This window comes from Leptolyngbya sp. Heron Island J (assembly GCF_000482245.1).
Lineage (GTDB): Bacteria > Cyanobacteriota > Cyanobacteriia > Phormidesmidales > Phormidesmidaceae > Leptothoe.
Genome location: NZ_AWNH01000092.1, coordinates 1 through 18,460 on the forward strand (window position 1 = coordinate 1; position 18,460 = coordinate 18,460).

At 45.6% G+C, this 18,460-nt stretch carries 15 protein-coding genes; 10 read left to right on the forward strand and 5 right to left on the reverse strand.

The genetic code is table 11. The features are described from left to right. The first annotated feature begins 104 nt into the window (after positions 1-104). A complete protein-coding gene (locus N836_RS63995) occupies positions 105-1,493 on the forward strand; it encodes an ISKra4 family transposase (RefSeq protein ID WP_023071473.1) in 1,389 nt (462 codons plus the stop codon). Between the two features lie 76 nt (positions 1,494-1,569). Next, on the forward strand, positions 1,570-2,763 hold the full coding sequence (locus N836_RS64000) for a stalk domain-containing protein (RefSeq protein ID WP_023075322.1): 1,194 nt from the start codon (positions 1,570-1,572) through the stop codon (positions 2,761-2,763). 266 nt (positions 2,764-3,029) lie between these two features. Here N836_RS64000 and N836_RS73760 read toward each other — a convergent pair whose 3' ends face one another. Next, positions 3,030-5,561 (reverse strand): CBS domain-containing protein, encoded by a 2,532-nt coding sequence (locus N836_RS73760; protein ID WP_023075323.1) that lies wholly within the window; start codon positions 5,559-5,561, stop codon positions 3,030-3,032. An 802-nt stretch (positions 5,562-6,363) separates the two neighbouring features. Continuing rightward, positions 6,364-7,326: an aldo/keto reductase gene (locus N836_RS64005; protein ID WP_023075324.1), complete on the reverse strand. Its 963-nt coding sequence runs from the start codon at positions 7,324-7,326 to the stop codon at positions 6,364-6,366. A gap of 442 nt (positions 7,327-7,768) precedes the next feature. Between N836_RS64005 and N836_RS64010 the strand changes: the two genes are divergently transcribed. The 3 genes from N836_RS64010 to N836_RS64020 are packed head-to-tail and all read left to right on the forward strand — an operon-like array spanning position 7,769 to position 10,236. Next, the gene (locus N836_RS64010) at positions 7,769-8,590 is read left to right on the forward strand and encodes a hypothetical protein (protein ID WP_031293818.1); all 822 of its coding nucleotides are present in this window, start codon (positions 7,769-7,771) and stop codon (positions 8,588-8,590) included. Positions 8,591-8,624: 34 nt separating this feature from the next. Continuing rightward, positions 8,625-9,158: a GNAT family N-acetyltransferase gene (locus tag N836_RS64015; protein ID WP_023075326.1), complete on the forward strand. Its 534-nt coding sequence runs from the start codon at positions 8,625-8,627 to the stop codon at positions 9,156-9,158. A gap of 28 nt (positions 9,159-9,186) precedes the next feature. Continuing rightward, on the forward strand, positions 9,187-10,236 hold the full coding sequence (locus N836_RS64020) for an AI-2E family transporter (protein WP_023075327.1): 1,050 nt from the start codon (positions 9,187-9,189) through the stop codon (positions 10,234-10,236). Positions 10,237-10,280: 44 nt separating this feature from the next. Here the strand turns inward: N836_RS64020 and N836_RS64025 are convergent, their stop codons facing one another. Then, positions 10,281-10,517 carry a hypothetical protein gene (locus tag N836_RS64025; RefSeq protein ID WP_023075328.1) on the reverse strand — a complete coding sequence of 79 codons (237 nt, stop codon included), beginning with the start codon at positions 10,515-10,517 and terminating at the stop codon, positions 10,281-10,283. Between the two features lie 40 nt (positions 10,518-10,557). On the opposite strand from N836_RS64025, the gene N836_RS64030 reads away from it, so the two are divergent. Next, the gene (locus tag N836_RS64030) at positions 10,558-11,610 is read left to right on the forward strand and encodes an Acg family FMN-binding oxidoreductase (protein ID WP_235071155.1); all 1,053 of its coding nucleotides are present in this window, start codon (positions 10,558-10,560) and stop codon (positions 11,608-11,610) included. 173 nt (positions 11,611-11,783) lie between these two features. On the opposite strand, the gene N836_RS64035 is transcribed toward N836_RS64030, so the two are convergent. Next, the gene (locus tag N836_RS64035) at positions 11,784-12,239 is read right to left on the reverse strand and encodes a pyridoxamine 5'-phosphate oxidase family protein (protein WP_023075330.1); all 456 of its coding nucleotides are present in this window, start codon (positions 12,237-12,239) and stop codon (positions 11,784-11,786) included. A 306-nt stretch (positions 12,240-12,545) separates the two neighbouring features. Between N836_RS64035 and N836_RS64040 the strand changes: the two genes are divergently transcribed. Both N836_RS64040 and N836_RS64045 read left to right on the forward strand, forming a co-directional pair. Then, a complete protein-coding gene (locus tag N836_RS64040; RefSeq protein WP_023075331.1) occupies positions 12,546-13,511 on the forward strand; it encodes an NAD(P)-dependent alcohol dehydrogenase in 966 nt (321 codons plus the stop codon). A gap of 16 nt (positions 13,512-13,527) precedes the next feature. Next, entirely contained in the window at positions 13,528-14,514 is a 987-nt protein-coding gene (locus N836_RS64045) for an NAD(P)-dependent alcohol dehydrogenase (RefSeq protein ID WP_023075332.1), read from the forward strand. Between the two features lie 255 nt (positions 14,515-14,769). On the opposite strand, the gene N836_RS73765 is transcribed toward N836_RS64045, so the two are convergent. Further along, positions 14,770-17,010, reverse strand: coding sequence for a serine/threonine-protein kinase (locus N836_RS73765; RefSeq protein WP_023075333.1), 2,241 nt, complete (start codon positions 17,008-17,010; stop codon positions 14,770-14,772). A 686-nt stretch (positions 17,011-17,696) separates the two neighbouring features. Here N836_RS73765 and N836_RS76100 point away from each other — a divergent pair. Both N836_RS76100 and N836_RS0139150 read left to right on the forward strand, forming a co-directional pair. Beyond that, on the forward strand, positions 17,697-17,930 hold the full coding sequence (locus N836_RS76100) for a hypothetical protein (RefSeq protein ID WP_152532247.1): 234 nt from the start codon (positions 17,697-17,699) through the stop codon (positions 17,928-17,930). A gap of 103 nt (positions 17,931-18,033) precedes the next feature. Next, on the forward strand, positions 18,034-18,456 hold the full coding sequence (locus tag N836_RS0139150; RefSeq protein WP_031293821.1) for a GFA family protein: 423 nt from the start codon (positions 18,034-18,036) through the stop codon (positions 18,454-18,456). The last annotated feature ends 4 nt before the right edge of the window (positions 18,457-18,460 follow it).

The window sequence follows — 18,460 nt, forward strand, 5'->3', positions numbered from 1 at the left end:
GGGCGCATCTGAAGGTTCGGGGAACCGGTAAACCCAATTTGCGAGAATAGAAGTAGAAAAAAGGCTGCCCGAACCTGGGCAAGCCCTCATAAAAACTCACTTCTATGTTAGCGTCTCCCTCAAAGGAGTGTCCTGACCCATTAGACTGGTCAGGTCTCTTCGACCGTCTTCAAAAGAGTCAAACCCTGGCCGCTATTGTCTTGTGTGCGTGGCACATCGGGCTATATGTTGCCCGTACCTTGGTAGAACAACAGCTGAACGACCGAGCTCAGGTCCCGACTGCGTGGGGAACCTGTTCTGTGTGTGGTCATCGCTTGCATAGTAAAGGCTTCGCCGCGCGTCAAATGTTAACGCTGGTTGGTCAAGTGCACTGGCGACGACGGGTGGGGCGATGCCCTCAAGGGTGCCGAGGCAGTCAATCGATTCCTTTCGATACGGCCTTGGGCATTGATGCGTATCAGCAAACATCCGTAGAGTTGGTGCGTCTGGGCTGCTTGCTAGCGGTCTTTGTTCCCTTTGAGTTAGCCACCTGGCTGTTATCCCAACTGAGTGGACTCCACGTCAGTGATGATAGTCTGTGGCAGTGGGTACAACACTATGGACAACAAGCCATGGGGCAGTGGACGCAGGAGGTTGAACGCTGGCAGCACGGTCACGCACCACCCCGTGAATCTTTGAGTGATGAGGTGGCGGCCATGCCGTTGTTAATTGCGGCAGATGGGGTCACTGTCCCCCTGCGACCACAGTCAGGAACACCCCGAGGAAAGACTCGCTGGCGTGAGGTCAAAGTCGCCCTGCTTGCTCGATTGAGTCATCGTCTCAATCGAAATGGTAAATCGGTCACTCGGTTGCAACAGCGGCGATTAGTAGCAGTGTTGGGAGATCTTGAGAGCCTCAAACCTCGCTTGCAATTAGAAGCTGTTCGACAAGGGATTGAAACTGCGCCTCACGTGGTTTGGTTGAGTGATGGGGCCAGGGGCTTTTGGCGATTGTTCGACACCTGCTTTGCTCACATGGCCACCGGCATTCTGGATTTTTATCATGCCGCTGCCCATCTCTGGCAAGCGGCTGAGGCTTATCATGATGGCAACCCAGCACGCACCCCACAGATGTGGTTCGAGCGACTGCGCCATCAGTTGCGCCATGGCTATGTACATCGCATTCTCGACGAGCTGCACTGGCTTATCCGCTCACCCAATACTGCCGCCTCAACAAAACCCATTCTGCAGAGAGTTCACAACTATTTCAAGACGCATCAAGCGCATGTTCAGTATCGTTTGTTTAAGCACCAGGGGCTACCGATAGGCTCTGGTATGGTTGAAAGTGCCTGTAAATGGCTGATTCAGCAACGGTTTAAAGGCGTGGGGATGCGCTGGAGTGAGCCGGGCCTCAATCATCTACTCGCGCTGAGAGTTGCTTGGGTCAATCAGCGATTTGACGCTCTCTTCGCTCAACACTCTTTGGCATTACCTTGCATCTCCCCGAACCGCTAGATGCGCCCTTGTTAATGATGAAGAGGTTGCAACTATTTCTTCTCGGCCAGATGAATTTGCAGGATATGTCCCAGTTATGCCTATTGTAGAGGCGTTGGGAGGAACATATATTTGGGATAAAGCGACTCAAACTGTTATTGTTGAACAACAAGATGAGATGGTCATAACGTTTAGAGTGGGGGATCTAAATGTTATCCGAAATGGATATCCACTTCGTATTCGTGAATCCCCCCAAATGATTGATGATCAGATTTGGGTGCCTGGATATAACTGGCTACCAGGGAGTGCTATATCTAGGATGTTTGATGTTGATTATGCCAACTGGGATCAGTCTGAGAAAGTATATCGAATCTATCGATTCCCTGAACCTGACCAGTTTCAGACCGATTTAGAAGATGCGGCTGTCGCAGCGGTGAAGCAGTATCTTCAGGCACAGCAAATTAAACTGACAAGATCTCCATCGGAATTGTCTCAATCACCACAGGACATTCTCATTGAGAGTGTACAGCAGCTTTCAGAGTCGGATACAGTTTACAATGGCTTGGTAAAGGTAGTTGTTAGCTTTTCAACAACCTATCAGCCTATACCTGAAGAGACTTGGTTGTTCAGCCAATCAGGAGAGAAACAATATGAGCATAGCTATTTCCTCCGATTTAGAGAAGGTGAGCCTCATCTTGAACTAATTTCAGAGCAATCAGATCGAACTGGACTCGGTGCTCCCATTCCGCTTTTAGATGAATCTGATTTTTCTCGAATTACCGACGATTGGGAAGAAGAGAATTTTTATTCCCTTCCCGCGCTATTGAAGATACTTGACCATATGGTTACAGAAGTAGACCGTCCAAGTTTTTCGGAACTATTGACTAGAGTCACTACACAGAACTTGTTTCATCTATCAGAATTGGATGACGAAGTGATATTTAGCTATTTTTCTGAGTCTGTTAAAAGTAGTCCAGAATGGGAGATATTTCTGGAGCTAGAGAACTCTAAAAATCCTACCTTTACAGTTCTGAGTGCATCTTCAATGGAAGACCAAATTACTGCAACTATTCTTGGCAACTGGACTGTAGATAGTGTAAACATGAGGCCTATTCTGTTTAATATTGAGTTATCTCAGAATAACAAGATTTGGAAAATTACTCACATGGAAAATATTCGTCAATATGAGAATATCTATAATCTAATGATGCTAGAGCCTCAGCTCTATGAAGAAATTGTTGAACAGTTTGTTTTTAGGAAAGAAACGGATATTTCTCCTTTCTACTTATAATCTCAGGCAATATGTGTCAGAGGCATGAGATTTATGGGGAGAGCGGGCTATACGCTCGGCAGCTAATCTAACTCGACAAGACGGGGAAGATTTTTTAGCACTTGCCCCGCAGGTACCGATTAAAACAGAAGTGCAGGCATTTCCATTAAAGCAAGCAATCGCAGCGAGCGGATATTAGATCTGCCTTTGGCTGTAATCACAAAACCTTGGATTGAAACAACATGACTCAAAGATATTCTCATTTTATCCGGAAGGTAGCTAGTTACTCATTCGGGAGTACGAAGTACCTTGTGTAAAGTGTTGAGCAAAGACTCGGTAGCATAGGGCTTGAGTAAAAACGACTCGACATCAGTGCTGAGGGTGTTGGCTAGATTACTATCCGAAGGCAAGCCACTAGTGGCAATAATCTTTACCTGAGGCTTCATTTTTTGTAAGGTTTTGATAGCAGTGGGGCCATTCATCTGGGGCATCATCATATCCATTAAGACCACTGCAATATCTTGTTGGTGTTCAGCAAAGGTAGCGATCGCATCAATCCCATCATAGGCTGTTAAGACTTCGTAATGATAGGTTTCTAACCATCGTTTAGTCACCTCACGAATAGGAGCTTCATCATCTACCACCAAGATTAACTCCCCTTGCCCCTGAGGTAAGTTCTCTTCAACAGTGGGTAACGTCTCAGACGCCTCAGACGCTGGCAGGTAAATCTGAAATCGACTACCTCGGTCAACTTCACTGTAAATCTTTAAAAATCCACCGTGGCTTTTAACAATGCTGATAGCGGTAGAGAGTCCCAATCCGGTACCTTGACCCAATTCTTTTGTTGTAAAAAAGGGATCAAAAATCTGATCGATGATGTTTGGTGAAATGCCGTCCCCGGTATCCTCTACGCTAATGATTAAGTAAGAGCCCACATTGGCCTCTAAGTTCACCCGAGCATAGTTGTCATCGGCATGAAAATTTTGGGCCACTACGGTCAGCTTTCCTCCATTGGGCATAGCATCCCGAGCGTTTACACAGAGGTTCATCAATACCTGATGAAGCTGGGTCGCATCTCCATAAATGGTCCAGAGGTTTGGCTCAAGTCGGCTATTAATGCTAATCGATTTAGGAAATGTTTGTTTGGCTATTTGTAGCACCTCTCGAATTAGATGCTTGATCTGTAGTGCGCCGCGTTCTCCTTCTAGACCCCGTGAGAACGAGAGCACCTGGCTGACCATATCAACCCCGCGCTGGGTACTCGATTGCAGCACCTCAATCAACTGCAGTGCCTGGGTATTATCTGGGCGAATGAGCATCGGTAATAGCTTGGCAACTCCTAAAATTGGTGTCAGGATGTTGTTTAAGTCGTGGGCGATGCCGCCTGCCAGGGTGCCAATGCTTTCTAGACGTTGGGCACGTAAGAACTGCCGCTCTAGCTGTTTTTTGTCGGTGATGTCTGTATTGACAACCAAGATTGACTGGGGATAGCCTGTATCCTCTTGCATGAGGGTCCAGCGGCTTGCGACTGTGATTTCTTGACCAGTTTTGGTCACCTGCTGGAGTTCTCCTTGCCACTGCCCTGTCTGCTTGAGTGTTGTTTGGATATCTTCAAATTCAGGCAGTGACTTACGATAGATTAGCTGATTAATGGTTTGTCCCAGGGCCTCGTCTACGGTCCACCCATATAAGCGTTCAGCGCCGCGATTCCAAAAGAGAATTTGTTGCTCAGGACCACGCACCATAATCGCATCAGTCGTTACATCCAGCAAAGCTGCTTGCGCCCGGATTGTTTGTTCGGCCTGTTGGCGCTCATGCTCCTTTGTGTCAAGTTCCTGTTCTAACTGGATAGTACAGTTCTGCAGCAGTCGGAGATTTTCTGTTTCTAACTCCGTCAGTTTATGTTGTAGCAGTTCTAAAATACCGTACATCTCCAATGGATCGAGTATCCTCAGAATATCTGTTTGAGTGATAACCCCCCGCAGCTCTCCCTGGTGGCTGGCTACTACCAAGCGTCGGACCAAGTGCGCCTGCATCTGCTGATGCACAGCCCAGAGTGAATCGTCTGGGTCCACCAGAAATAACGGGGTGCTCATGACTGCTTGCACCTCTAGTTGTTCTAGGTTGAATTCCATCATCCGAAACTGGACAATATCTCGCTCTGTAAGAATGCCAATCGGAAAGAGCTGCAAAGACTCTTTATCCTTATCCGAGGCCTGGCATGCTTCTGTAATCACAACGCAACTGGTCTGATGCTCGGCCATCAGCTGAGCTAGCTCCATCACAGAGCTGGTGGGTGGTGCATGAATGACTTGTGTGCTCATCACCTCCTGAACTGACCGGATTCTCAGCAAATCACTGGGTTCTAAGATTTCACGAATACTACGAAGCGTGACAATACCCAGGAGCTGGTCTTGTTCATCTAAAATCGGTAGATGACGAATCCGATGCTCACGAATCAGATTCAAGGCGACAAAAATGTCTTGATTGCCTGTTATTTTGAGCGAGATTACCGACTGGGTCATGACGTCGGCAATGGTTAGATCGTCCTGTATCCTCCCATTGGCGATTAGAGTGACCACATCTCGCTCGGTAAAGATACCTAATAATTGCCCATCCATCATGATGAGGACACAACTCGACTGTTTGGCCTTAGCCGCAGGAGGCTGCGTCTCCGTTGCCGGTTCACCAAAGTTGCAATGGTTAACCCAAGCCTGATTCATCAACCTGATGACCTCAGCAAGCGACGTAGATGGTTCGACAATCAGGGGCTCAGAATCAATTGCCTGTGACAGCATAAGGGGGGCGGGATTGCTCATTGGCTCAAGAAGAAGGTTTAAGAGGACTCGAGTCGATGGGGCTGAGCGGTTGAGTTAGCCTAGGGGCATCTCAGAGTTGCGTCATTGCAGATAAGGTCTACTCTGGTTAATGTCCTGCTTGGATCATAGGTAAGGGCATAGTAAGCTGAGGAAGCAGCACGTTTAGAGCATGTTTGGACGTTGAATCCTGGAGATGGATAACGTTTGCTCTAGCTAGAGTTTGTCTATATGCGTTGAAAAAATAAATTCACATGAATCCGGATTTACATAACTTATCTTAAGTAATCCTACATAGTTCAGAGGAAGAGTGTAAGGATATTAAGTTTTCTGAAAAATTAGATCCAATAAGGACAATTGAGTTCTAGTGAGTTGATTGGCAGAGTGAAATCACAACAGCTGCCTTCACCAAGGATGCTCTCGACTCAGATTTTGCCACCATGCTGCTCGATAATTTGGCAACAGATGGCAAGGCCCAGACCAGCTCCACCTTTTGGGCGAGTATCTGAGAAGTCTACGCTAATCGGTGCTAAGGATATAGCTGGTTTTAGCTTGATGCATTTGTGCGATCGCATCCTCAAGCGGTGTATCAGCCGTCACTGTTAGTGGTGCAGAGATAACAGTTCGGTCTGCTAATGGAGTTATATCTGGAGATAACGAAGCAGAGTACTACTCGCTATTTCCTAGGTTGTTGAAGATTAGATTGAGGGTGTTTCTTTTTTTGTATCGTTGGCTACTAGTGATTAAACCTAAGATGTTTAATCATGTCCTTGCTGATTCGAAACGGACTGACGAGGCTACTCTATTAGTTAGGTTCTTCATTCACACAATGCCCTGCGTTGTTGAGCTTTGCCAGCTGCTCGTCAGACAAGGTCAAGTCTAACGCTCCCAGATTCTCTTGCATATGTTCGGGGCGACCACCTGAGAAAACAGGTATCAGTGGTGGTTGACGATGCATCATCCAGGCCAGTACAACTTGATTTGCGGTGGCATTCAGTTCCTGGGTAACTTCCTGTAATGCCGTCATCCGGGCCTCCATGTCTGGCCCAGCATAGGTTTTGGGTATGGGGCGATCAGAGCGGACATAGGCTCCTCGTAGGAGTGGAGTATAGGGCAGCATACTTTTTCCCCGAGCATCACCATAACTCATCAGGTTTGCATTGATGAGGCGCTGATCGCCAAAGTCTGCACCGGGATTTGGGCGAAGGTAAGTAAATCGCTGTTCAATACAGGTAAATCCACTCCAACCTTGAGCAGATGCGATCGCATCTGCATCTGCCAAACGCCAAGCTCGATAATTGCTTGCTCCGACAAATCGAACCTTACCAGCTTTCACCAATGTGTGAAATGCCTCAAGCGTTTCCTCCAGAGGTGTGTGCGGGTCATCTTTGTGAGCATAGTAGAGATCCAGATGGTCGATGCCTAATCGCTTCAGACTATTGTCGCATTCAGAAATAATGGTTGATGCTGCTAGACCATCAGGCACTTCTCCATAACCAAATCCAACTTTACTGGCAATGAAGAGATCATTTCGGTTGCCTCGTTCTCGCAGCCAGCGCCCAACCACAATTTCGCTTTCGCCACCCTTACCCTGGGCACTCCATTGATTGTAACTGTTGCCCGTGTCAATAAACATGCCCCCAGCTTCCCGGTATAGATCCATCAGCTGGGCCGATTGTTCATAAGTGTTAAGGGTGCCAAATCGCAGCGTTCCCAAGCATAAACAACTAACTTCAATTTCTGTCTGGCTTAACTGAACTTTTTTCATGGTAATTCCCAAAACTACAGATTGATTACGGTGTAAGCAATGGAAACAAGATATTACTCTGAGAATTCTTGTCTCTGATACAGCCTGTTGTTCTGATAAGCTCCTAAGGATAAAAGATATAGATTAGAACAATGTTGTAGTGACCTTTACTGTTAAGTTGTTTTTTTATTTGTCTAAATCCTTTTAGCTGTGCAAAGACAACCAACTATAGGAGAGCCTCACTGAGCATAGTGGTGATTTCCATCTTTTAAGACTAGAGAATAACTATGAGGATTTTGTGAATTACCTGGAACACACCCTCACAAGTTTCTCAAATTATTGTCTTAGGTTTACTATGAAGGCGCATGGTTGAAATTGGTAAATTAACGTTGTTTAGTAAGCAAAATGCACAGGTCTCCAGGGTTGATTTGGGCATGATTGAACTAGATCCCTGTGATTATGCATGCAGAGTGCAAATATTTACCCTAACGTCATGCCGGATAACCTGAAATCTACCCCTCAATCTCGACGACGACAGGCAAAGCCGACATCACGCCCTCGTGCCCTAACTAGCGATGCCGTTGGGGCTTTAATCACGGGTTTGGTGTTAGCGCTTCCCCTAGGGGGCATTGGATTACTGCGAACCTTGTTTTACGGGTTTGTCATTATGGTTCATGAGTTGGGCCATGCGATCGCATATTGGCTGTTTGGCTACCCTGCCGTTCCCAGCGTGAATTTACTCTTTGGCGGCGGCATTACTCTGGCAATGGGGCGTATTTGGCTGCTTGTCTGGCTGATTTTGGCTGGGCTGACCTATTTAATCTATCGCTATCGGCATTCGTCCAATGCCCTGAGTTGGCTGCTGGGCCTCACAGCGAGCTACAGTCTGGTTGCGTTCTCGCCCTGGCATAGTCGAATAATCTCTTATATGGGTCATGGAGCCGAGAATCTGACGATTGTTTTATGTCTGTATTTTGCGATGGGCGGTTATTTTTGCAAACTGGGAGGGGAACGGGCTATCTACGCCATGCTGGGATTTTTTACCTGGTTTGTCGACCTCCAATTTGCCTGGCAGATTATGCATGATGCTGCGATGCGTGCAAACTACGTCAACGGCATTGGCGGCATGCTGGACAATGATTTTGTCACGCTGGCCAGTAGTTTAGGTATGGGTTTGGATGCGATCGCAACCTTTTTCTTATTCACTTCTCTAATTTGTCCTGTGGTTGCCTTTCTTCTCTACCGCTATGAACAACATTGGCAACAAGCCTTGAGAGGATTTTAGACAATAGCGAACTCCATAACCTTGAGGGGTAACGATGATGAATATACGAGAGGCGTTGGCCTCAGAATTAGCGGATGTATTGATGGTCGAACAACTGGCATTTGGTCAGGATGATGAGGCTAAGCTAGTGGAGGCATTACTCGAAGATCCCAGCGCCAAACCGATAGTATCCCTACTTGCTTTTAAGAAAAATCAAGCTGTAGGCCATATTTTGTTTACCAAAGTTTATATAGCAGAAAGCGAAAACGCAGCCTCACTTTTAGCACCGTTGGCCATTGTGCCGGAGGCGCAGAAACAAGGAATTGGTGGCCGACTGATTGACCATGGATTACAAAAACTATCGCAGGCAGGCGTTGAGCTAGTCTTTGTGCTGGGTTATCCCAAGTATTATTCACGATTTGGGTTTAAGCCAGCCGGTGCTCTCGGCTTTGAGGCTCCCTATCCAATCCCAGAGCAAAATGCCGATGCCTGGATGGTTCAAGCACTACAGCCAAATATAATTGGTTCTGTCAGGGGTAAGGTCGTTTGCGCAGAGGTGCTCAATCAGCCCGAATATTGGCGAGAATAGTGAAACCTTCCTTAGCTAGAATTATGCTGTGAAATTCCAAGATTTAGTTTCCTTTCTTTGTCTGGTGATTGCCCTCGTTATCCTGTGGCAGTTTCGCCAGATATTATTACTAATCTTTACGGCGGTTGTACTAGCGATTGTCCTGAACAGTCTAGTCAGACCTCTGGTGAGGAAGTTGAGCATTCCCAGAAGTTTGGCCGTGCTGATGGTGCTCGGACTGATGGTACTGGGTGGCACTTTGTTGATGGTTCTGGTTGTTCCTCAATTTGTTAATCAATTTGAGCAATTACTCCAAACTGTTCCTGAAGGCTTTGAAGAGTTGGGGATTTGGATTGAGACCCTTAGGGAAAATTTTCCAGACTGGCTGCCAAATCAAGAGCTGGAAATACCTGATGTTTCGAATCAGATTCAGCAAGTTATCGCGTTTGCACTTGCCTTTTTCTCTAATTCCTTTGTAATTCTCTTGCGGCTAATATTTGTCATTGCACTCACAGTGATGATGTTGGCTGAACCATTGTCCTACCGCAGGTTAGCCTTACGATTGTTTCCCTCCTTTTACAGACGACGAGCCGATGAAATTCTGGCAAGATGTGAAATTGTCCTACTCTGCTGGGTCGGTGGCGTATCCCTTAATTCGTTGTTCGTAGCGAGCCTATGCGGTCTTGGACTTTTTGTTTTAAAGATAGAATTTACCTTTACCCATGCGATTTTAGCTGGCATTTTTAACTTTGTGCCTAATATTGGACCGCTGCTGAGTGTCGTGTTTCCTCTATCGGTTGCCCTGCTCGATTCCGTTGGTAAAGCCGTTGCAGTAATTATTCTCTACGTTATTGTTCAGAATTTAGAAAGCTATTGGTTTAGCCCTGTGGTAATGATGCAGCAGGTTTCACTTTTACCTGCAGCCACTTTAATTGCTCAAATCTTCTTTGCCACCTTCTTTGGTCTGCTGGGGCTAATTTTGGCCCTTCCCCTGGCAGTGGTGACAAAAACTTGGCTAGAAGAAGCCTGGATTAAAGATATTTTGGACAAATCTGAGCATAAAACTAGAAGTGATGCTGATGCGAAGCATGGAGATTAGAATAGAGCACATGGGTGAGCCATAATTACATTAGATTCCCATGACTAAAGTTCTGCTGAATGAACGCTGGCAATATGGAGCGATCGCAATATTATCTTAGGGCATACTACAAACGCCGCAAAGTCAAACATATCGAGAAATTCCATTGGCTGTATTGACTTCTCCAAAAACACTCCTCTCACATTGTCTGCTCCATCGAATTTTATCTTTATAACTTCCTCATAAGCCATCTTTAGCATGTAAGCATAGCTGGCGAAATATGCTGTGGAGAAGTATTTCATGTTATGTCGACGGCAGTTTACCCAATTATCAGCAGCAGCAATGGCCAGTTCCGTTGTGGCATCGTCTTGCTCTACAGATAACAACAGCTATGGGGATGCTGTTAGCCAGATCTGGCGGCATACTAACATCCCTCCAGCCAATGAAATGGCATTACAGCGCGAACTAGTGCGCTATGCCACCCTTGCAGCTTCCGGTCACAATACTCAATGTTGGAAATTTCAACTTGAGGACCGGCTGATCTCAATCCTGCCAGACTTAGAACGACGCACTCCGGTCGTTGATCCAGACGATCATCATTTGTATGCCAGCCTTGGTTGTGCTACAGAGAATCTTGTGCAAGCGGCCAAGGCCAATGGATTAGAAAGCACTGTTGATCTAGGTGCAGGTGAATCAATCAAGATTCACCTGGAACCGGCCCAGGCGGTCTCCTCTCCTCTCTTTGAAGCCATTCCCAATCGTCAATCGACTCGCACAGACTATGACGGTCAACCACTGAGCAATGAGGAACTAAAGCAGCTAGAACAAACTGCTACTGGAACGGGTGTCAATCTCATGCTGCTGACCGATAAACAAGCGATGGAGAAGGTTTTAGCGTACGTGATTGAGGGCAATACTCTACAAATTAACGATCCTGCATTTGTGAAAGAGCTAAAAACCTGGGTGCGATTTAACGAGAAAGAAGCTGTGTGCAAAGGCGATGGACTTTTCACCAAAAGCTCTGGGAATCCCACCCTGCCTCAATGGTTAGGCAATCGGCTTTTTGGCATGCTTCTTTCTGCGGAAAGTGAAAATGAGAAATATACCCATCAACTTCGTAGTTCAGCTGGGATTGCTATCTTTGTCTCTGATCAAGAGACTCAAGCCCACTGGATAGAAGCAGGGCGCTGCTATCAGCGTTTTGCCTTGCAGGCAGAAGCTTTAGATATTCGTACTGCTTTCTTAAATCAGCCTGTTGAAGTAGCGTCCCTACGCCCTCAGTTTGCCACCTCCCTCGGAATTAGTGATTACCGGCCTGATTTAGTGGTGCGGTTTGGTCGTGGCCCTAAGATGCCGCGTTCTCTACGACGTCCGGTTGGGGCTGTAATTGTTTGAGTTCATTGAGAAAACTGGAGGCAGCATTATGGATCGCCAATCTACTGCAAAGACTTCCAAAGTTAAGGCAACCTCGTTTATCTGGGAGTATGCTACTGGCATGTTAGCTATTTGTATTCCCTGAGTTGTTATGACCAAAAGTAGAATGTCGGACTCGTTGTGAACTTGACTAGCTATTTCACAGAAACTAATTCCGTATGTCCAAAGCCTTTTGCGTAGTTGAGCACCGAAATTACCTGGGGTGTGATCTCAACAAAGGCAGCTTTGCTCATGTCTTCAGTAGCCGTTACCCACTCATGCATCTGAGGAAATTTTGCTTCAAGACAGGTAGCTGCTTTTGCAATCTCATCTGGTTCAGATAAAACTGCTGCTGTACCCCCCATGGAAAGTCCCTTGATTTGCTCCCAGTCTTCACACTCGCGATCAACTGTCAGAGAGATCTTATTGCAACGTTGGATATTGTGCACTTTCTGGCATGCGTGCCCAGTCATGAAATAGAGATTGAAACCATCATTAGCGTAAGCAACTGTAGTTGCTTGGGGATACCCATCTTCTCGAACCGTTGCTAATGATAAGAAATAGTGGCTTGCCAAAATATCTAGAATGAACTGTTCAGTCTGTTTATCCATGGTTGTTGTTCCTTTAAGTCACTGCTAACCACACTTAGCCTAAACAAAAAACATGACGAATCTATGAGGATAGTTGTTCTTAATACTTCAAGCCTCCGACTGCTTCACAAGTTCCTCAAGTTCTTTTTCTAATCTTAAGCGGGAGGCTCGTTCTGATCAGAGATTACATGGCCTTTAAAGACACTCGATTGTCAAACAATTGATATTTTTGGAGCCAAGCTTGGTGCTTTCTCAAGGGGTGATCAGTTAACCACTGAAGACTTTGAAATGCTAGTCATAGCTGAGACGTGAATTTGGAGAAATCCTATGAAAGCGATTGTATATACCAAGTATGGCTCGCCGGATGTTCTGCAGTTAAAAGAGGTTCAAAAACCGACTCCCAAAGACGACGAAGTCCTGGTTAAAATCCATGCGGCGGCCGCCAATCCATTGGATTGGCATTTTATGAGAGCCTCACCGTTTATTATCCGTTCTATCTCCGGGCTGCTAAAACCAAACCCCCAAAATAGGATGCTCGGAGCAGATATTGCCGGGCAGGTTGAAGCGGTTGGCCCAAACGTTAAGCAGTTTAAGGTAGGCGATCAGGTGTACGGAGAGATCTCCAGGGGAGGCTTTGCTGAGTATGGGGGTGTGACTGAAGATAAATTAGTGCTGAAACCGGCCAAACTATCTTTTGAGCAAGTAGCTGCCGTCCCGGTTGCAGGCCTTACCGCTTTGCAGTGTTTGCGCGATCAGGGGCAGATCCAGCCAGGACAAAAGGTTTTGATCAATGGTGCATCGGGTGGTGTAGGCACGTTTGCCGTACAGATTGCTAAGTATTTTGAGGCAGTTGTGACCGGGGTGTGTAGCACACAGAATGTGGACATGGTGCGATCGCTTGGTGCAGGCCAGGTCATTGACTACACCCGTGAAGATTTTACCCAAAGCGGGCAGCTGTATGATCTGATTTTAGATAATGTCGGCAATCGTTCGATTTCAGATATTAAGCGTATAGTGAGCCCTAATGGCACCTATCTCTTAAATGCCTATGCTCCAGCTTTGATGTTGCAATTGATGCTGCAACCAGGGAAATCAAAGGCTGGAGGGCAGACAATACGCAACACGGATATTACCAAAGCAAACCAGAGTGACCTGGAGTTTTTGACAGCGCTGCTTGCAGCCGACAAGGTTGTACCTGTTATCGATAGAGTTTACCCCTTAAGTGAGGTTGCAGACGCCATCAGGTATTTAGAAACAGGGCATGCCCGAGGAAAAGTTGTCATAGCTTTGTAAGCTTGGAGCCGTTTGCATGAAAGCGATTGTATACACTCAATATGGATCACCGGATGTGCTCCGGCTAAAGGATGTAGAGAAGCCCACTCCCAGGGATGATGAAGTGCTGATTAGAGTTCGTGCGACGACAGTCAATCGAACAGACTGTGCAACCATTCGAGCAAAACCATTTTTTATGAGAATGGTTACTGGACTCTTCAAGCCCAAAAAACAAATTCCCGGAACTGAATTTGCTGGGGATATTGAAGCGGTTGGCAAAGGTGTCTCGTCTCTAAAAATAGGCGATAAAGTTTTTGGGTTTGATGACCAGGGGGCAGGCTCCCATGCCCAATATATGACCATCAAAGAAGATAAAGTCGTAATAATGCCTGACAAGATATCCTATGGGCAGGCGGCAGCCAGTTCTGAAGGCGCGCACTATGCTTATAACTTTATCAATAAGGTAGATCTTAAGGCAGGACAACATGTCCTCGTGAATGGAGCCACAGGTGCAATTGGTTCGGCTACCGTTCAACTGCTCAAAGATTTTGATGTGACTATTACTGCGGTGTGCGCCACGAAAAATATTGAGTTAGTAAAATCGCTAGGGGCCAATAAAGTCATCAATTACACAAAAGATGATTTCACCAAGGATGAACAAAACTATGACTTTGTTTTTGATATGGTTGGCAAAAGTTCATTTTTTAAGTGCAAACATATCCTCAAACCAGGAGGGGTTTATCTTTCTTCAGACTTAGGCTATATGTGGCAAAATCTTTTCTTGCCGCTGATAACGCCTCTGCTCCAACCTCTGATTAGCCACAAAAAAGCTGTATTTCCAACACCTACAGATATCAGAGGAAGTTTAGGATTAATCAAACGTCTTATTGAGCAAAATAAATTCAAAGCAGTGATTGATAGAGAATTTCCGCTAGAACACATCGTCGAGGCCTATAAGTATGTTGAGAAAGGACACAAAATAGGAAATGTCATTATAACGGTAGAGCATAACGACAAGATCTAACCAGTCGTTTGACCCTCTAGGATGGTCGCCGCTAATGTGCCTATCCTAGAGGGTCTGGAGAAACGCACCATGTCAGGTGGTCACTTCGCCCCAGCTTAATTCGACCATGCCGGTGTTCGAAGAGTATTCAGGGAATACAGCTCAGCAGCTGGTTTGTGTCTATGTCCTAATTCGGTAGCAAGACACATGACATAATACTCTTCGAACACCCTGTAGTGGCAGTAGCTATTACCCTGGCTAAGAAGCTATCGCTGACTAATCTGGCTCTCGAGCAGTGACATTTAATCTGTAGCTTCCCGACTGATCAGTGCTTACTCTATTGTAAGAGGCTGCATAGATTGTGTACTCACCAGTTTTTCTGAGGCGGCGGGTGATCAGGGAATTATGATTATCTAAACTATCATCATCAAAAGTGACTCTACGCATATCTGGATCAAAGAGAATCAGATATGTATCAAAGTCATCACTCTCCATTGTGATTTTTACCCGTTGATCTCTATAACCTTGGAAAGTATGTTTCGCGTAAGATCTACCAGCTCCTCTATGCCTAATTACAGGTGAGTTGCCAGACAGACTTCCTGCTAAACCAGATAATGGAGTCTCACACTCTCTGACCTGCTGTTCCAATCTTCCTCCTAGTGTTCTCCAGGCTTCTGAGTAGGGACTGTTTTTGAGTGTTTCAACATAGCCCCTGGCCGTTCGACACCGACCATTTCCAAGTGCATTTCTAGCACTTTCTTCAGCACGATTCATCTCATTTTCATGCTGCTTGTACACTGGGATCAATTCTTCAGCCTCTTCATAGGCAGAAACTTCTTCAGGAATTAGACTGAGCATTCTTAATCCTTCTTCTGCTCCTGGAGTATTTTTAGCATTGGAGTAAATTTGTTTACCCATTTGTAACATTTCATCCCCCCATCGCTCCAATTGCTCCACTATCTTGGGATAAGCAGATGTATCCTCAGGAACAGCGTTGAGAATACGAATAGCTTCGTATAGCTTCCCACTATTGATCTCCTGCTTAAATTCACTAAAGTACTTGTTTGATACTTTCACAATTTCTTCGGACCAGTTGTCTATTTTCTGACGAGCTTCCTCAAGAATGGCTGCATCTACTGACTGGCCTGCAACTTGCATGCCAACAATTCCTTGAGCGGTCTCAATGGCCTTTACATATTGAGTGGGAGGGTCAGCAAACTGTTGGGCCTTACCCAGCAGGCATCTAGCTTCAAGATTCAATGCAGTCAATGCCTGTTCAGAAGACTGTGGTACCGCCAACTGATTTGACAGTGTAATACAATCATCAAATAAGCCCTCTTTCAGATAATTTTCCATCTGAATCAGTGTCTGATGCTGCTGTGCAAGCGCTAGTTGTCGGTTGCATTCAGCACCGAGGGTTGACGCAGCGATCGCATAGTCAGAAGATGGTGGCCCAGGAAATTGATTTGACAACGCAATACAATCATCAAATGCTTGCTGTGCAGAATGATTTTCCATTTTCTCAAGCACATCCCGCTGTTCTGCAAGTGCGAATTGATGCCTGGCTACCACAAACCCACCAACGCTAATACCAGCTATGACAGGAATCAACACTAACATCCATAGCCGTTTAGCAAGAGGTGCTCGGATTTTATCCGTCCACCTTTTCGGGACTGTGGGTACTAGAACCGTAGATTCTTTAGGTGCTTGAGCAATATCGGGTATTTGGTTTAAGGCTTCTAACGTTTGAGCTGCAGACTGATAACGCTCCTTGTAGTCAGAACGCACCATTTTGTTCAAGACAGTGGCCAGACCATCACTGACACGAATATTTCTAAGACAGGTAATGTTCCCATTAACGTCTTTGGGCAAGTACTGGGGCTCAACCCCCGTGAGCGCTTGCATCGCTGTAATGCCAAGGGCATAAATATCACTGGCAAAGTGCATTCCAGACGCTTGCTCCGGAGCCATATATCCTGGTGTTCCGGGTACCGAAATAGGTTGGTTCGGCACTTGAACCAACTTAATGGCATCAAAATCTGTTAAAACAAGCTTTCTATCCTGAGATCGTCGAATAATGCTATTAGGTTTGATATCACCATGGATGACCTGATGCTCATGGACAAATTGTAGAATGCCTAATACTTCTTTCAAGAAATTTATGACATCAATCTCTGACCAAGGTAAATGTCCCGGTGCAATTTCACCTTTGTCTAAAGATTCTCCCGTAACAAATCCTTGAACCAGATAAAAAGCTCCATGGTCTTCAAAGTAATCAATGAGCTGCGGAATTTGATCATGGGTTCCCAATATCCCTAATAGTTCTGCTTCTCGCTTAAAGTAGACTCCGACCTGTTTTAGAGAAGCCGGGTCAGAACTGCTAGAAACTATTTTCTTGACTACACACTGCGGACGACTGGGACGATGGGTATCTCTAGCAATATAAGTACTAACAGCACCCATAGGACCCAGATTGTGCAGAATTTCGTAGCGATCGCACAATTTGGAAATTAACATTTGACACCTCCTTAAGAGCATGTCTACCTATCATCAGGATATGAGCATATATGCTGAGAGAATCTATTTCTTATGTGTTATTTAAAAAAAGTTATCTCTTCTACTTGGCCTGCGATAAGGAGGTATCAATTACTTTTGACCTATACTTCACCCAAAAACACTACCAAGATAATAAGTGTTCATAGCACCTAATAATTTTAAGAAGTGAACCAGTTTTAAGTTCTAAATTTTGGTACGCATGAGCCCATGGCCTTGGGGCTTTATGTTGAATTAGGCTCACAACTTAAAACTTAAAACTTGAAACTTAAAAGTCAAAATTGAGCACTTATTGAACTTTGAGTCTTAAACTGCTCATAACATCCTCATTTTTTGGTTCCAAAATTAAAGAAGAAGGACTGATAGTCTGAGGGTATACTCCCAATCTAACGATGACTATCCTCTGTGCTCAAGTATCCTGAAAAAGGATAGTTTGCAATCTCTTCGCCTGGGGTCAGACGAAAATAAGGAGTGCTCAATGGCCAACACAGATTTGTCTCCATACCAATTGCGAAGGATGGCTATTGGACGACCGCTGGCGGCAGTGTTCCTCCTTGGAGTAAGGTTGTTCCTGCCAGCAGGAACAACCCTCTACTGAGAAGCCTAGGTCTTCATGGTGGTCTTATTCATTTGAGTAATGGGGGATAGCCATGGATAGCAACGATCATGCAAACTTCCGGCGCAAGATAGTCGGTGAACGCGTGACGCTGATTCTGCCATTCAATGTTGTGTTCGTCGGGCAGGTGAAAGGACCTGTCGATCCGTCAGCAGTGGCGACGACGCTGGAGCGATTGAGGTCACGCCACGTGTCCGCGCTCAAATCGAGGACGATAGCACTGGCACGTTTACAAGCCAGCATGTTTCTCCAATACAGATCCACGTAGAACCTCGTAAGAGTGAAGATCAGTGGCTGTAATGGATACCCTACTGGGTACCGCTGAGTTCAACGTTATGTGGAAAAGCAAAGTTCATAAATAGGAGAGCAATATGTCAGAAGCAGTCAGTAAAAACGGAAGTTGCCTATGTGGTGCTGTAAGTTTCACGACGAGTAACTTCAGTAAAAAGGTATACGCATGCCATTGCGGTATGTGTAGAAAATGGGGTGGAGGGCCATTTATGGAAGTAGACTGTGGCACGAACATTTCATTCAAAGGAGAAGAGAATATTACAGTGTATAACTCGTCGGACTGGGCAGAACGTGGCTTCTGCAATAAATGCGGAAGTCATCTGTTTTACCGATTAAAAGAGAACAATCAGCACCAGGTTCCAGTTGGGCTTTTTGATGATCAAAAGCTTTTTGTGTTCGAAAGCCAAGTTTTCATTGACAAAAAACCTTCGTTTTACAGCTTTGCAAATCAAACCAAGGCTTTGACCGAAGCTGAAATCTTTGAAATGTATGCTCCATCATAAAAAT

Coding starts and splice junctions, on each gene's coding strand:
- N836_RS63995 (WP_023071473.1), top strand. CDS start 105: ATGTTAGCGTCTCCCTCAAAGGAGTGTCCTGACCCATTAGACTGGTCA.
- N836_RS64000 (WP_023075322.1), top strand. CDS start 1,570: ATGCCTATTGTAGAGGCGTTGGGAGGAACATATATTTGGGATAAAGCG.
- N836_RS73760 (WP_023075323.1), bottom strand. CDS start 5,561: ATGAGCAATCCCGCCCCCCTTATGCTGTCACAGGCAATTGATTCTGAG.
- N836_RS64005 (WP_023075324.1), bottom strand. CDS start 7,326: ATGAAAAAAGTTCAGTTAAGCCAGACAGAAATTGAAGTTAGTTGTTTA.
- N836_RS64010 (WP_031293818.1), top strand. CDS start 7,769: ATGCAGAGTGCAAATATTTACCCTAACGTCATGCCGGATAACCTGAAA.
- N836_RS64015 (WP_023075326.1), top strand. CDS start 8,625: ATGATGAATATACGAGAGGCGTTGGCCTCAGAATTAGCGGATGTATTG.
- N836_RS64025 (WP_023075328.1), bottom strand. CDS start 10,517: ATGAAATACTTCTCCACAGCATATTTCGCCAGCTATGCTTACATGCTA.
- N836_RS64030 (WP_235071155.1), top strand. CDS start 10,558: ATGGCCAGTTCCGTTGTGGCATCGTCTTGCTCTACAGATAACAACAGC.
- N836_RS64035 (WP_023075330.1), bottom strand. CDS start 12,239: ATGGATAAACAGACTGAACAGTTCATTCTAGATATTTTGGCAAGCCAC.
- N836_RS64040 (WP_023075331.1), top strand. CDS start 12,546: ATGAAAGCGATTGTATATACCAAGTATGGCTCGCCGGATGTTCTGCAG.
- N836_RS64045 (WP_023075332.1), top strand. CDS start 13,528: ATGAAAGCGATTGTATACACTCAATATGGATCACCGGATGTGCTCCGG.
- N836_RS73765 (WP_023075333.1), bottom strand. CDS start 17,010: ATGTTAATTTCCAAATTGTGCGATCGCTACGAAATTCTGCACAATCTG.
- N836_RS76100 (WP_152532247.1), top strand. CDS start 17,697: ATGGATAGCAACGATCATGCAAACTTCCGGCGCAAGATAGTCGGTGAA.
- N836_RS0139150 (WP_031293821.1), top strand. CDS start 18,034: ATGTCAGAAGCAGTCAGTAAAAACGGAAGTTGCCTATGTGGTGCTGTA.